The organism is Micromonospora sp. LZ37 (genome assembly GCF_059359015.1).
On sequence record NZ_JCADBL010000003.1, the window covers coordinates 83,027 to 97,588 of the forward strand.

11 protein-coding genes are annotated in these 14,562 nt (G+C 74.8%); 7 read left to right on the plus strand and 4 right to left on the minus strand.

Annotation, left to right across the window (positions count from 1 at the left end; genetic code table 11):
• Positions 1-10: 10 nt before the first annotated feature.
• A complete protein-coding gene (locus AC5L3Z_RS08025; RefSeq protein WP_494840753.1) occupies positions 11-1,810 on the minus strand; it encodes an AMP-dependent synthetase/ligase in 1,800 nt (599 codons plus the stop codon).
• 224 nt (positions 1,811-2,034) lie between these two features.
• Here AC5L3Z_RS08025 and AC5L3Z_RS08030 point away from each other — a divergent pair, with 224 nt between their 5' ends.
• The 6 genes from AC5L3Z_RS08030 to AC5L3Z_RS08055 all read left to right on the plus strand — a co-directional run bounded on the left by AC5L3Z_RS08030 (position 2,035) and on the right by AC5L3Z_RS08055 (position 7,555).
• On the plus strand, positions 2,035-2,490 hold the full coding sequence (locus AC5L3Z_RS08030) for an SRPBCC family protein (protein ID WP_334529349.1): 456 nt from the start codon (positions 2,035-2,037) through the stop codon (positions 2,488-2,490).
• Positions 2,491-2,524: 34 nt separating this feature from the next.
• A complete protein-coding gene (locus AC5L3Z_RS08035; RefSeq protein WP_494840755.1) occupies positions 2,525-3,202 on the plus strand; it encodes a hypothetical protein in 678 nt (225 codons plus the stop codon).
• Between the two features lie 74 nt (positions 3,203-3,276).
• The gene (locus AC5L3Z_RS08040) at positions 3,277-4,224 is read left to right on the plus strand and encodes an ROK family glucokinase (protein ID WP_494840757.1); all 948 of its coding nucleotides are present in this window, start codon (positions 3,277-3,279) and stop codon (positions 4,222-4,224) included.
• Positions 4,221-4,946 carry an endonuclease/exonuclease/phosphatase family protein gene (locus tag AC5L3Z_RS08045; RefSeq protein ID WP_494840759.1) on the plus strand — a complete coding sequence of 242 codons (726 nt, stop codon included), beginning with the start codon at positions 4,221-4,223 and terminating at the stop codon, positions 4,944-4,946. Before AC5L3Z_RS08040 ends, AC5L3Z_RS08045 begins: the two co-directional genes overlap by 4 nt.
• Positions 4,947-5,097: 151 nt before the next feature.
• The gene (locus AC5L3Z_RS08050) at positions 5,098-6,507 is read left to right on the plus strand and encodes a flavin-containing monooxygenase (RefSeq protein ID WP_494840760.1); all 1,410 of its coding nucleotides are present in this window, start codon (positions 5,098-5,100) and stop codon (positions 6,505-6,507) included.
• Positions 6,508-6,739: 232 nt separating this feature from the next.
• A complete protein-coding gene (locus AC5L3Z_RS08055; protein WP_494840761.1) occupies positions 6,740-7,555 on the plus strand; it encodes an alpha/beta hydrolase in 816 nt (271 codons plus the stop codon).
• A 9-nt stretch (positions 7,556-7,564) separates the two neighbouring features.
• Here AC5L3Z_RS08055 and AC5L3Z_RS08060 read toward each other — a convergent pair whose 3' ends face one another.
• A complete protein-coding gene (locus AC5L3Z_RS08060; protein ID WP_494840762.1) occupies positions 7,565-8,983 on the minus strand; it encodes an alpha,alpha-trehalose-phosphate synthase (UDP-forming) in 1,419 nt (472 codons plus the stop codon).
• A 160-nt stretch (positions 8,984-9,143) separates the two neighbouring features.
• Positions 9,144-9,986: a DUF308 domain-containing protein gene (locus tag AC5L3Z_RS08065; protein WP_494840764.1), complete on the minus strand. Its 843-nt coding sequence runs from the start codon at positions 9,984-9,986 to the stop codon at positions 9,144-9,146.
• 238 nt (positions 9,987-10,224) lie between these two features.
• Here AC5L3Z_RS08065 and AC5L3Z_RS08070 point away from each other — a divergent pair, with 238 nt between their 5' ends.
• Entirely contained in the window at positions 10,225-10,938 is a 714-nt protein-coding gene (locus AC5L3Z_RS08070; protein WP_494840765.1) for a lysophospholipid acyltransferase family protein, read from the plus strand.
• A 16-nt stretch (positions 10,939-10,954) separates the two neighbouring features.
• Here AC5L3Z_RS08070 and AC5L3Z_RS08075 read toward each other — a convergent pair whose 3' ends face one another.
• Positions 10,955-14,530, minus strand: a complete 3,576-nt coding sequence (locus AC5L3Z_RS08075) for an ATP-binding protein (RefSeq protein ID WP_494841272.1) — start codon at positions 14,528-14,530, stop codon at positions 10,955-10,957.
• Positions 14,531-14,562 lie beyond the last annotated feature (32 nt).

The following is a 14,562-nucleotide window of genomic DNA, read 5'->3' on the forward strand; positions in this document are numbered from 1 at the left end:
CGGATCGTAGTCAGCCTCGGTAGATGTCCGCGATCTCGGACGCGTACGTCTTGTGCACGACCTGCCGCTTGACCTTGAGCGACGGGGTCAGCTCGCCGGTCGCCTCGGTGAAGTCGCGGGGCAGGACGCGGAACACCTTGATCGCCTCGGCCTTGGAGACGGACTGGTTGGCCTGGTCGATCGCGCCCTGGATCTCGGCCCGCAGCGTCTCGTCGTCGCGCAGCTGCTCGACCGTGGTCTCTGCCGGCCGGTCGTGCGCGGCCAGCCACTTGGGCAGCGCCTCCTCGTCGACGGTGACCAGCGCGCCGATGAACGGCTTGGCGTCGCCGACCACCACGCACTGGCTGATCAGCGGGTGCGCCCGGACCTGGTCCTCCAGCACGGCCGGGGCGACGTTCTTGCCGCCGGCCGTCACGATGATCTCCTTCTTGCGGCCGGTGATGCTGAGGAAGCCGTCGTTGTCGAGCTGGCCCAGGTCGCCGGTGCGGAACCAGCCGTCGGCAGTGAGCGCCTCGGCGGTCGCCTGCTCGTTCTTCCAGTAGCCCTGGAAGATCAGGTCGCCGGAGAGCAGGATCTCGCCGTCGTCGTCGATCCGGACGGTGACGCCGGGCAGCGGCCGGCCGACGGTCCCGATCCTGGTCGCGGTGGGCAGGTTCGCGGCGGCGGCCGGGGAGGTCTCGGTCAGGCCGTAGCCCTCGCAGATGGTCACCCCGATGCCGCGGAAGAAGTGCCCGAGCCGGGCCCCGAGGGGCGCGCCGCCGGAGATGGCGTCGCGGCACCGGCCGCCGAGCGCGGCGCGCAGCTTGCGGTAGACCAGCTTGTCGAAGAGCGCGTGCTGGGCGCGCAGCGCCAGACCCGGCCCGTCGGGGGTCTCCAGCGCCTCGCTGTACGCGATCGCCACCCGCTCGGCCCGGTCGAAGATGCCGCCCTTGCCGTCCGCCTCGGCCTTCTGCCGGGCGCCGTTGTAGACCTTCTCGAAGACCCGGGGCACGGAGAGCACGAAGGTCGGCTTGAACTCCTGGAGCTCGCCGACGAGGTTCTTGGTGTCGAGGCAGTGCGCCATGGTGGCCCGGGCCTGCACGACGCCGATCTGGATGAGCCGGGCGAAGGCGTGCGCCAGCGGGAGGAACAGCAGGGTGGAGGCGCCCTCCCCGAAGAGGTTCGGCAGCACCGGCACGGCGTTGGCGATGTCGGCGTACATGTTGCGGTGGGTCAGCACGCAACCCTTGGGCCGACCGGTGGTGCCGCTGGTGTAGATGATCGTGGCGAGGTCGCCGGCGCCGACGGCCTTGCGGCGCCGCTCGACCTCGGCCGGCTCCACCGCGGCGCCGGCCGCGACGATCTCGTCCACCCCGCCCAGCTCGATCTGCCACACCTGGCGCAGCTCCGGCAGCCGGTCCCGGACCCCGGCGACGAGGGTGGCGTGCGCGGTGGACTCGACCACGACGGCGACCGCGCCGGAGTCGGCGAGGATCCAGGCGGCCTGCTCGGCGCTGGAGGTCTCGTAGATCGGCACGGTCACCCCGCCGGCCGCCCAGATGGCGTAGTCGAGCAGGGTCCACTCGTACCGGGTGCGGCTCATCAGGCCGACCCGGTCGCCGGGGGAGACGCCGGCGGCGACCAGGCCGCGGGCGACCGCGACCACCTCGTCGCGGAACTGCCGGCAGGTCACCTCGGTCCGCGCGCCGTCCCCACCGAGCCGGACGAACTGCACCGCGTCCGGCGCGACCTCGGCGTTGTCCCAGACCGGATCGGTCAGGTTGGCCGCGTCGCCGATGGTGACGATCGGCGGAACGGAGAACTCGCGCACCTGCACTCCCTCGTGCTCGCACTGCTCTGGCCGGCCGCCCCGGGGGTCGGCTCTGTCGCAACCTACCCGTCCGCCCCGGCCAATGGGACAGGCAGGTTGCCCGGGTGCCTACCGGGACGCGACGGCGCGCCCCCACCGGGACGCGACGGCGGCCGCGCCCGGCGCGGCGTGGCGTGGCGGGGTGGAGCGGCGCGCGCGGGGGACGCGCCGGGTAGCCTCCCCCCATGGCGGACTCCTCCACCCAGTCGATCATCATCGGCGCGTCACCGGACCGGGTGGCCGCGGTCATCAGCGACTTCCCGAGCTACCCCCAGTGGACCGACGCGGTGCAGCGGGTGGAGGTGGTGGAGGAGTACGAGGACGGCTATGCCAGCCAGGTCCGCTTCACCATCGACGCCGGCGTGATGGCCGACGAGTACGTGCTGGCGTACGAGTACGCCGAGGACCTGTCCCGGATCGAGTGGCACCTGGTGGCGCCGTCGAAGATGCAGCGGTCCCAGCGGGGGTCGTACGACATCGTCGGCAACCCGGACGGCACCTCGACGGTGACCTACACCCTGGAGGTCGAGCTGTCGGTCGCGATGCTCGGGATGTTTCGCCGCAAGGCCGAGAAAATGATCATGGACACGGCGTTGAAGCAGCTCAAGCGCCGGGTAGAGACCTCCGGTGCGGCGCAGTGACGCGGCCGTCGGCGGCGGGGTAGGGGAGCCGGGCATGGGGAGCACGGATCCGGGCTCGGCCCGGGAGGAGGCCGAGCGGCTGGTGGCCACGCTGCTCGCGACGGCCCGGCTGGCCTCGGCCACGTCCGGGGCGGGCCCCTGGGGTCCGCTCGGTGGGATCCTGACGGGTGTCCTCGGTCACAGTGCCGGCGGTTCCCGATCCACGGGCGCCCACCCCGGTCAGTCCGGGGGATTCGCCACCGGATCGCCCGAATGCTGCATCTGTCCGGTCTGCCGCGGTATCGCGGCGTTGCGGGACCCGAGTCCCGAATTCGCGGAGCGGCTCGCCACCGGAGCGGGCGACCTGGCCGCCGGGATCGCCAGCCTGATGCGCGCGTTCGGCCCGCCCGGGGCCGGGGAACCCACCCCGGGGTCGCCGCCCGCCGCCGCCGAGCCGCCCGGCGGGACCGCGGGCGAGGGCCCGGCCGCCGACCGCGTGTGGCGCGAGGCCACCCGTACCGGGCATGATTCTCCGTCGGCGCCGCAGCGGGACGTCTGGTCCGCCGCCACCCGGGCGGAGGACACGGTCGTGCCGGCCGCCGCCGCCCCGCCCGGCGACGACGCCGGGCCGGTCACGCCGGCCCAGGCTCGGCCGACGGCCGATGCTCCGGTGGTGCCCGCCTTGCGTGCGCCGGCCGGCGCGGGCGGGGACGCACCAGGCGACGAGGCCTGACCACCGGACATCCCGGCATCGCACGGCCGGTTCCCGGCCGATGTCGGTCAGCACAGCAGAGGGGAGTGGCAGCGGTGACGCTGACCATCGGAGTCGACGTCGGTGGCACGAAGGTGGCCGGCGGTGTCGTGGACGACACCGGCAAGGTTCTCGTGCAGGCCCGGCGGGACACCCCCGCGGACGACGTAGGCAAGACCCGCGACGTCATCATCGAGCTGGTCACCGAGCTGGCGACCGGCCACGACGTCGGCGCGGTCGGCATCGGCGCGGCCGGCTGGATCGACGCCTCCCGCTCCACCGTGCTCTTCGCCCCCAACCTGGCCTGGCGGGACGAGCCGCTGCGCGAGTACGTCAGCACCGCCACCGGCCTGCCGGTGATCGTGGAGAACGACGCCAATGTGGCCGCCTGGGCGGAGTTCCGCTACGGCGCGGCCCGCGACGCCGACGACTCGATGGTCATGTTCACCATCGGCACCGGGGTCGGCGGCGGCATCGTGCTCGGCGGCGAGCTGCTGCGCGGCGCCAACGGCATCGCGGCCGAGCTGGGCCACATGCTGACCGTCCCGGACGGGCACCAGTGCGGCTGCGGCCGGCTCGGCTGCATCGAGCAGTACGCCAGCGGCAGCGCTCTGGTCCGCTTCGCCCGGGCCGGCGCCCGGCAGGAGCCGCAGCGCGCCGCCGCGCTGCTGGAGCTGGCCGGCGGCGACGCCGAGGCGGTCACCGGCCGGATGGTCACCGCCGCCGCGCAGGCCGGCGACCCGATCTCCGCCGAGGCGTTCGCCCAGATCGGGCGCTGGCTCGGCACCAGCCTCGCCGACATGGCGCAGATCCTCGACCCGCAGGTGCTGGTGGTCGGCGGCGGCGTCGTCGAGGCCGGCGACCTGCTGCTCGGCCCGACCCGGCGCTCCTTCACCGACGCGCTGGCCCAGCGCAGCCGGCTCCCGGTGGCCGAGGTGCGCCCCGCCGAGCTGGGCAACACCGCCGGCGTGATCGGCGCCGCCGACCTCGCCCGCCGGCTGTGAGCGCCGCCGGACCGGGGGCCGCCGCGCCGGGTGGCGTGCCGCTGCGGGTGGTGTCGTACAACATCCACAGCCAGCGCGACGACACCGCCGCGCTGGCGGCGGTGGTCCGCGCCGCCGCGCCCGACGTGGTGATCGTGCAGGAGGCGCCGCGCCGGTTCCGGTGGCGGCAGAAGTCCGCCGCGCTGGCCGAGTCCTTCGGCCTGGTGGTCGCCGCCGGCGGGTTGCCCTCGCTGGGCAACCTGCTGCTGACCAGTCTCCGGGTCCGGGTGACCGCGACCCGCTGCCAGCGGTTCCCGCTGACCCCCGGCCGGCACCTGCGCGGCGCGGCGTACGCGGAGTGCGTCGTGGGGGGCGCCCGGTTCCTGCTGGCCGGCTCCCACCTGTCCACCGACCCGGGGGAGCGCCCGGGTCAGGCCGCCCTGCTCAAGCGCGAACTGGCCCGGAGCGACCTGCCGGTGGTCTGCGGCGCCGACCTCAACGAGGGCCCGGACGGCCCGGCCTGGCGCACCGTCGGGGAGGGACTGACCGACGCGGCGGTGGCCGCGGACGCCGCCGACCGGCACACGTACTCGTGCGCCGACCCGCGCCGGCGGATCGACGCGCTCTTCGTCGACCCGCGCGTGGCGGTGGTCGGCTACGACGTGGTCGACACCCCGCTGACCCGCCGGGCCAGCGACCACTTCCCGGTCCTGGTCGACCTGCTGCTGCCCACCGCAGGCTGACCCGCCGCTCAGGGCAGCGCCCGACCGTCGCGCCGCGACGGTCGGGCGCGCCCGTCGTCCCTGCTCCCCGTGGCGGGCTGGACAAGGGGTCGCCGGTGCGGGAAGGATGCTCGCCGGACCGGCGTTCGTGCCGCACCTAAGGAGATTCCCGGTGTCCTCCTCCACCGAGCACGGCCGGCCCGATCCGGAGACCACCACGCTCGCCCTGAGCCGGGACGGCCGCCCGGTCTCCGACCGGGGCGAGACGGTCTGCGTGATCGGCGCCGGCGCCAGCGGCCTCACGGCCGTGAAGAACCTTGCCGAGCACGGCTTCGGCGTCGACTGTTACGAGCGGGAGACCGGCGTCGGCGGCGCCTGGAACTGGCGGCACGACCGCAGCCCGGTCTACGCCAGCACCCACCTCATCTCGTCCCGGCCGTTCACCCAGTTCCCCGACTTCCCGATGCCGGACTCCTGGCCGGACTATCCGCACCACAGCCAGCTGCTCTCCTACTTCGAGCGCTACGCCGACCATTTCGACCTGCGCCGGCACATCTGGTTCGGGACCGAGGTGGTCCGGGTGGAGCCGGTGGCCGGGGACCGGTGGGACGTCACCACCCGCAGCACCGGCGGGTACGGCCCGGAGCGCACCTCCCGGTACGCCGCCGTGGTGGTCGCCAACGGGCACAACTGGTCGCCGAAGCTGCCCAGCTACGAGGGGCTGGAGGAGTTCCGCGGCGAGATCATGCATGCCTCGTCCTACAAGGACCCAGCGCAGCTGCGCGGCAAGCGGGTGCTGGTGGTCGGCGCCGGCAACACCGGCTGCGACATCGCGGTGGAGGCGGCCCAGCAGGCGTCCCACTGCTGGCACTCCACCCGCCGCGGCTACTGGTACGCCCCGAAGTACGTCCTCGGCCGCCCCGCCGACCAGGTCAACGACGCGCTGCTCGCGCTGCGGGTGCCGCTGCGCGTCCGGCAGTGGCTCTACCACTGGACGCTGCGGCTCACCGTCGGCGACCTGACCCGGTTCGGGCTGCCCAAGCCGGACCACCGGGTCTACGAGACCCACCCGATCGCCAACAGCCAGCTGGTCTACTACGTCGGCCACGGCGGGATCACCCCGGTGCCGGAGCTGGCCCGCTTCCACGCCGGCGGGGTGACCCTCACCGACGGTCGGGAGATCGACCCGGAGCTGGTCGTCTTCGCCACCGGCTACCTGCCGCGCTTCGAGTTCCTCGACCCGACGATCCTCGGCGACGCCGAGGGCGTGGGCCGGCCCCGGCTCTGGCTCAACGCCCTCGTCCCGGGCCACCCGACCCTCGCGGTGGCCGGTCTGGTGCAGCCCGACTCCGGCATCTTCACCCTGTCGCACTGGCAGACCGTCCTCTTCGCCCGGCTGCTCCAGCTGCGCGCGACCCGGCCGGACCGGGCGACGGCCTTCGGGGCGAAGGTGGCGGCCGGCGCGGGGGAGCGGTACTCGGGGAAGGTCAAGGACAGCAGCCGGCACTGGTTCGAGGTGGGCCACGCCGACTACCTGCGCGCGGTGCAGCGCGCCCTCGACGAGTTGGAGAAGTCCCGGTGAGCGCGAGGAACGCAGCGCAGCGGAGTCCCGCAGTCGCGAACGAAAGGCAGGCCCGGTGAGCGCGAGGAACGCAGCGCAGCGGAGTCCCGCAGTCGCGAACGAAAGGCAGGCCCGGTGAGCGCGAGGAACGCAGCGCAGCGGAGTCCCGCAGTCGCGAACGAAAGGCAGGCCCGGTGAGCGCGAGGAACGCAGCGCAGCGGAGTCCCGCAGTCGCGAACGAAAGGCGGACCCGATGAGTGAGCGGCTGCGGATCATGCGGGGCCGGGAGTGGGCCCGACCGGTCCGGCCGGTCCGGCGGGAGGTGCTGGGCGCGGCCCCGGAGCTGGAGGAGGGGCGCCCGCCGATCCTGTTCGTGCCGGGCTTCGGCCACGGCGCCTGGGCGTTCGCCGAGCACTGGCTGGAGCACGCCGCGTCCCGCGGCTTCCCGGCGTACGCGCTGAGCCTGCGCGGGCACGGCGGCAGCGAGCCGGCGCCGGAGGCGACGCTGCGGGCGTACACCCATGACGTGGTCCAGGTGGCCGCGGGCCTGCCGCGCCGGGCGGTGCTGGTGGGGCACGGCGCCGGGGCGCTCGTGGTGACCCACGCGCTGGCCCGCTATCCGGCGCGGGCGGCGGTGCTGGCCGCCCCGGTGCTCGGCGGCTGGCCGACGGCCGGCACGGCGCTGCGCCGCAACCCCCTCGGCACGTTGCCCGCGGTGGTCGGCGGCCCGCTGCGACTGCACCGCCGGCAGCTGTTCAGCCGGGAGCTGCCGGAGGCCGACGCCCGCCGGTACGTCTCCCGACTCGGCCGGGCCGGCCGGCGGGCACAGTGGCAGCTGCTGGCCGGCCGGGAGGCCGAGCCGGCGGTGGGCCGGCCGCCGGTGCTGGTGCTGGGCAGCCCCGACGACCGGGTGGTCCCCCCGGCCGCGCTGAACGACGCCGCCCGCCGGTACGGGGCGGCGCCGCTGCTCTTTCCGGGGATGGGGCACGACCTGATGCTCGACGCCCGCTGGCGGGAGCCGATCGACGCGATCCTCGACTGGCTGGTCAAGGACCCGTCGGCCCGGTGACGGGGCGGCTCAGCCCGAGCCGCCCAGCCGGGTCACCAGTGAGCCGGTGTCGTCCAGGGCGCTGAGGTAGGAGCGGGCCCAGGCCCGGATGTCGTGGCGGTGCAGGTGCGCGCGCATCGCCCGCATCCGGTCGCCGAGGTCCTCCGGGGCGGCCCGCAGCGCCGAGAGCAGGCCCTGCTTGAGCCCCTCCAGGTCGTGCGGGTTGACCAGGTACGCCTGGGGCAGCTCGGCGGCCGCGCCGGCGAACTCGCTGAGCAGCAGCGCCCCGGTGTCGTCCACCCGGGCGGCGACGTACTCCTTGGCGACGAGGTTCATCCCGTCGCGCAGCGGCGTGACCGCCATGACGTCGGCGACCCGGTAGAGGGCGGCCAGCTCGGTCCGATCGAAGGGCTGGGTGAGGTAGTGGATGGCCGGCTCGCCGACCCGGCCGAACTCGCCGTTGATCCGGCCCACCTCGCGTTCGATCCGCTCGCGCAGGATCTGGTACTGCCCGACGCGTTCCCGGCTGGGCATCGCGACCTGGACCAGCACGGTGTCCCGGACCTTCACGTCCCCGCTGGCGAGCAGCTCGCTGTAGGCCTTGAGCCGCTGCTCGATGCCCTTGGTGTAGTCCATCCGGTCGACGCTGAGGATGACGTGCTCGGGGGCGCCGAGGTCGCGGCGCAGCCGGGCGGCCCGGTCGGTCACGGTCGGGCGGCCGGCGAGCGCGGCCATCTCCGCGGTGTCGATCGACACCGGGTACGCCCCGATCCGGACCACCCGGTCGTCGACGCCGATCCGCCGGTCGGTGGCGGGCAGGCCGAGCACCTTCGTCACGAGCTGGGCGAAGTTGTGCGCCGCCTGGGCCCGCTGGAAGCCGATCAGATCGGCGCCGAGCATGCCGCGCAGCAGCTCCGCCCGGCGGGGAAGCTGCATGAACAGCTCCGGCGGTGGGAACGGCACGTGCAGGAAGAAGCCGATCCGCAGGTCGGGGCGGAGCGCCCGGAGCAGGCCGGGGACCAGTTGCAGGTGGTAGTCCTGCACCCAGACCACGGCGCCCGGTTCGGCCACCTCGGCGGCCGCCTCGGCGAACCGCTGGTTGACCCGCTGGTACGCCTCCCACCAGCGTCGGTGGTATTCCGGCTGCTCGACCGCGTCGTGGTAGAGCGGCCAGAGGGTGGCGTTGGCGAAGCCCTCGTAGTGGTCGCGCAGGTCGTCGGTGGTCAGGGCGACGCTGTGCAGGCGGACGCCGTCGACGTCGGCGAGGGTGGGGGCGCCGCCGGTGCCGCCGGCCCAGCCGACCCAGGTCGCAGGGCTGTGCCGCAGCAGCGGGTGCAGCGCGCTGACCAACCCGCCGGGGCTGCGGCGCCACTCGCAGGCGCCGTCGGGTGCCGCGCTGTCGTCGATGGGGAGCCGGTGGGCCACCACCACTAGGGAAGTCTGTCGCATCTCGGGCATTCCGATCTGCAGCGGACCGGCCGGCCGACAGGAGGAAGAACCGGGCAGTCGGAGGGGGAAGTGACGGACAGCGGTATTCCTACTGACCGTAAGTTACACCACTGTTACCCCCTCGGCGGGGGCGGCGACGTCCCGGGATGCGGGCGGGCGCTCAGACCACCGCGCCGTCGTCGGGGTCGTGGTCGTCCTCGTCACCGGGGCGCAGCCGCCAGACCAGCGTGACGAAGCCGGCCAGGATGCCGGTGAAGCCGAGCAGGGTCACCACCGAGGCGTCCACCGGCAGCAGCGCCGGGTTGAGGAAGAGCACGAACCCGACCACCACCGACAGCACGCCGACCACGGCGTACTTCGACACCCGGGGCAGCGGCGGCGGCGGGGGCGGGGTGTAGCCCTCCTCCGCGTCGTCGTCCGGCAGGTCGGCGCCGAAGGTGTCCAGCCCGTCCAGCAGCGACGGCTCCTCCTGCCGCCCCCGGCCCACCGAGATCCCGGAGATGTCCGCCGCGTACGGCAGCCGCCGCACGTCCGTGGCGGTCGGTCCGGTCGCCTCCTCGGCGCGGGCGGACGGACCGCCGCCGGGACCGGCCTGGTCGGCGGGCTCCTCGTCGACGTCCTCGGCGGCGGGCCACGGGTGGCTGCCGGCCGCCGGCGCGGTGTGGAAGGCGGCGACGATCCGGTCCCACTCGGCGTCGACGTCCGGCTCGCCGCGCGGCGGCTCCGGGGTCGACTCGTCGGTGAGCTGGGTGAGGTAGTCGCGGGCGGTGGTCAGGTGCGAGCGGTCCACGTACAGGCGGTCGACCGGGCGGGACGGCACGGTGGTGGTGCGGGTGATCGGGTTGAGGTCGGCCGAGGGTTGCAGGTAGGCGGCGATCCCGCCGGCCGCGAGCACGTCGAGCAGATGCTCGCCGACGCGCGGGTCGACGTCGCCCGCGACGGCGTACTCGCTCGCGTCGAGCCCGTTGTCCCGCCGTCCCCGGCGGGCGCCACCCGCTGACACCCGGACATCCTCCTTGTCGCGCCCCGCGGCGCGGTCGTCCCGGCGCCCCGTACGCCGTGCTCTGAATCGTGACACGTCAGGACCCGGTTCCGGGAGTGCGTTGTGGCGTGCCGCTCCCGGTTCGTAGGCTCAGGGCGGACGTTCCCACCCACCGGCGCCCACGACGGCGGCGCCGGTGCCCCCGGCGGCCCACCCGGCCCCGGTGGGGTCGCCCGACCCCTGCTCTGGAAGGACCCCGTTGCTGTACTGGCTGATGAAGTACATCATCCTCGGCCCGCTGCTCAGGCTGATCTTCCGGCCGCAGGTGGAGGGGTTGGCGCACGTGCCGGAGACCGGTCCGGTGATCCTCGCCAGCAACCACCTCTCCTTCTCCGACTCGATCTTCACCCCGCTGATCGTCCCGCGAAAAGTGACATTCGTCGCCAAGGCGGAATACTTCACCGGTAAGGGCATCAAAGGCTGGCTCACCAAGGCGTTCTTCGCCGGGACCGGCTGCATCCCGGTGGACCGCTCCGGCGGCCGGGCCGCCCAGGCCGCCCTGGACACCCAGCTGAAGGTGCTGCGGGCCGGCGGCGTCGCCGGTATCTACCCGGAGGGGACCCGGTCGCCCGACGGCCGGCTCTACCGGGGCAAGACCGGCGTGGCCCGGCTGGCCCTGGAGAGCGGCGCCCCGGTGGTCCCGGTGGCGATGCTGAACCTCGACCACATCCAGCCGCCCGGCAAGCTGATCCCCAGGATCGCCCGGGTGCGGATCCGGTTCGGCCCGCCGCTCGACTTCTCCCGCTACGCCGGCCTGGCCGGCGACCGGTTCGTCGAGCGCGCGGTCACCGACGAGATCATGTACGAGCTGATGGAGCTCTCCGGCCGCGAGTACGTCGACATGTACGCGGCCAAGCTGAAGAGCCAGCCCGCCCCGACCGAGCCCACCCCGTCCCTGCCCGTCGCCGCCTGAGCGCCGCCCCGCCCGCTCAGCCGCCGTCCACCCCGGCCGGCGCGGCGAGCCGGAGCAGCCCGGGTACGTCGTTGCGCTCGGCGAACTCGCGTACCCGGTCCCGCGCGGGCGTCGCTCCGGCCGGATCGGCGGCGGCGAGCGCGCCCAGCGAGAGCGCGGTGGTCAGCACGTGGTCGGTGGTGTCGGTCATCCGCGCGTAGCTCTGCGCCGCCGCTCCGAACAGCCGCGCGGCGGTGCCCGGATCCCCCTCGGCCAGGGCCAGCGTCGCGTCGGCGACCTGCCCGGCCGCGGCGGCCCAGGGCGTGGCGCGGGGCGCCCGGACGAGCATCCCCCCGACCAGCCGGGCCGCGTCCGGGCCGAGCACCGCGGCGACGTGCCCCACTGCCGGCACCCACTCGGCGAACGGGATCATCCGGGTCCGCCGCCAGTCCTCGTCCAGCTCCACCAGCAACTCCATCGCCTCGTCCCGCAGCCCCCGCACCGCCCGGCAGAGCGCGGCGTGGGCCAGCGTCGAGCGCAGCACCCGGTGGAACCCGCTGCGCCGGGCGGCGGCCAGCGCCCGGGCCACGTGGTCCGGCTCCCCGACCCCCGGCGCGAACTCCCCGCCCTCCGGCGGGGTGCGCAGCGCCCGCATCCAGCCGGAGACCGCCACGATGTGCAGGTCCCACTCGGCGGTCGGCCGCCGGGTCGACTCGGCCGCCACCTCCAGCGCGGCCACCCAGTCACCGGCGTAGTACGCCCGGGCCCACTGGTCGGCGAAGCTCGTGGCGAGGCTGTGCCCACCGGCCAGGTCCAGCGAGAGCTGCTCCTCGACCAGCCGGGCCGACCCGGTCAGGTCGCCCTCCTCCTGCGCGGCCCAGGCCAGGTTCTGCACCGCCCGGCGCCGGCTGGTCAGCCGCTCCACCCGGCAGTGCTCGGCCACCTCCGTCAGCTCCCCGTACGCCTCCGCGGCGCCGGCCAGGTAGCGGGCCACCGCCAGGGTGATCCGGGCGTTGGCCCGCACCTCCGGCAGTTCCAGCCGGTCGGCCAGCTCGGCCGCGGACCGGGCGGCCGCGCACGCCGGGTCGGTCTCGGCGTTGAGCATCCGTACCCGGGCCAGCTCCAGCAGCGCCTCCGCCTTCTCCGCGGTGTCCGGCAGGCCGGCGTAGATGCCGATCGCCCGGTCCAGGCAGCGCAACGTCTCCGACCGGTCGGCCCGGCTCCACGCCGCGGTGGCGAGCAAAGTCCAGGCCCGGGCCGCCCCGGTCCGGTCCCCGGCGGCGGCCAGCCGGTGGGCCAGCTCGGTCAGCCGCCCGGTGCCGCCGTCGACCAGGAACCCGTCGCCGTCGCGGAAGAGGGCCAGCTCCGCGTCGAAGAGCTCCAGCGCCGGATCCGGCTCGGGGGAGACGGCGAGCGCCCGGGCGACCAGCGTGGCCGCGTTCTCCAACGCGTGCAGCGCGTACGCCCGACGGGCGGCGCGGTGCAGGGCGGTCCGGGCGGCCAGCGCGTACGGGGCCGGGTCGAGGCCGATCGTGCGGGCGATCTCGTGCGCCGTCCAGCGGTGGTTGGCCAGCACCTCCGCCAGGTCGTGCTGACGCGCGTCGGCCAGCTGCTCCAGCCACTCGGCGGTGCGCTGGTGCCGCAGCACCCGCTCCGCGCGGGGCAGCCGCTGGTAGCAGACGTCCCGCACCAGGATGTGCCGGAACCGGTACTCCGGCTGCCCCGGCATGGTGGAGGCCGGCAGCTCGTACACCATGTCGCGGCGGTGCAGCCGGTCCAGCGCCCGCTCCACCCACTCCACCGGCCGGCCCAGCGCGGTGGCCACCGGCGCCGGCCAGAACTGCACCCCGACCACCGCGGCGGCCTGCAACACCGCCCGGTCGGCCGGGTCGAGCAGGTCCAGCCGGTTGGCGATCACCGCCTGCACCGTGCGCGGCATGCCCGACGTCCCGGCCAGGTCCAGCCGGGCGGCCGGCTCCAGCAGGCCGCCGTCGAGCAGCATCCGGGCGTACTCCTGGGCGTAGAGCGGGTTGCCGTCGGCGAACTCGATCAGCGGCGTGCGCGCCGAGGCCGGCAGCGCGGCCTTCCCGAGCAGCAGCGAGTAGAGGGCGTCGATGTCCGTGTCGTGCATCGGCGGCACCGACAGGGACATCGCGCCGCTGATGGTGCCCGTCCAGGCCGGTTGCCGTTCCCGCAGCTCCGGCCGCGCCGTCGCCAGGACCAGCAGGGGTACGCCCCGCGCCGCCGCGCCGAGCTGCTCGACGAAGGTGAGCATCGCCTGGTCGGCCCAGTGCATGTCCTCGAAGACCAGGACCGTCGGCCCCTGCGCGGCCAGCGTGAGCAGGAAACGCCGCCAGGCGGCCTCCGTCTCGCCCGGGCTGAGCCGCTCCCCGGGTACGCCCACCAGCGGCCCCAGCGCGCCGGCCAGGTTCCCGGCGTGCGGGTCGGCGAGCTGGGCCAACCGCTGCCGCAGCCGCTCCCGCAGGACGGCCGGGTCGTCGGTCTCCGGCGCGCCCACCCAGCCGCGGACGATGTCGGCGAGCGCGGCGTAGGTGACGTTCTCGCCGAACGGCGGGCACTGGCCGACCAGCCAGGTCACCCGGTGCCCGGGCAGGTTCGCGGCGTGCCGGGACAGCTCCCGCAGCAGCCGGCTCTTGCCCACCCCGGCCGGACCGAAGACGGTCACCAGTTGGGAGGCGCGTTCGGTGACCGTGCGGTGCAGCGCGCTGACCAGCAGGCCGCGCTCGTGGTCCCGGTCGACCATCGGGGTCAGCTCGGCGGTGCGCGGGTCGGCGCGCGGGCGGGCCCGCACCGCCAGCCAGAGCCGGCTGACCGCGGAGCGGCCGCGCAGTGTCACGGGTGGACGGTCGACGTACTCCATCTCGTGCCGGGTAGCCGACCAGGTGCTCTCGTCGACGACCACGCCACCGGGCGGTGCGAGCGCCTGCAACCGGGAGGCGGTGTTCACCACGTCGCCGGTGACGAAGGCCTGCCCGCCGTCGCGGGTGGCGGAGAGGTCGACCAGCGCCTCGCCGCTGGCGATGCCGACCCGGAACTCGAGCGGCCGCTGCGGGCCGGCGGCCTGCCGGGCCAGGCTGCGCTGGAGCTCCAGCCCGGCCCGGACGCAGCGCAGCGCGTCGTTGTCGGTGGCGACGGGGGCGCCGAAGAGCGCCATCACCGCGTCGCCGATGTACTTCTCCACCACCCCGCCGTACTGGTGGACCAGCTTGCGCACGGTGGCGAAGTACGCCTGCTGGAGGCCGCGGGCCTGTTCCGGGTCGGCCCGTTCGGCGTACGTGGTGAAGTCGACGATGTCGATGAAGAGCACGCTGACCTGGCGACGGTCCTCCTGCACCACGACGGCGTGGTCGCGCAGCGGCTGGCCGCAGTTGGTGCAGAAGTTCGCCTCGGTGCCGTTGGCGTGCCCGCAGGCGGCGCAGGCGAGCGTCAGCGCCTGTCCGCAGCCGCCGCAGAAGCGGTCGTCCGGCCCTGCCGCCCGGGAGCAGTGTCCACACTTGAGGTCGATGTCGGGCTCCGTACGTGAGGAGGTCCCAGTATCGGTGTCCGGCCGGTCAGTCGGGTACCCGACGTGCGGCCGGACCCTGCGACTGATCGGCCGGGACTACCCTTCCTCACGAGGAAGGT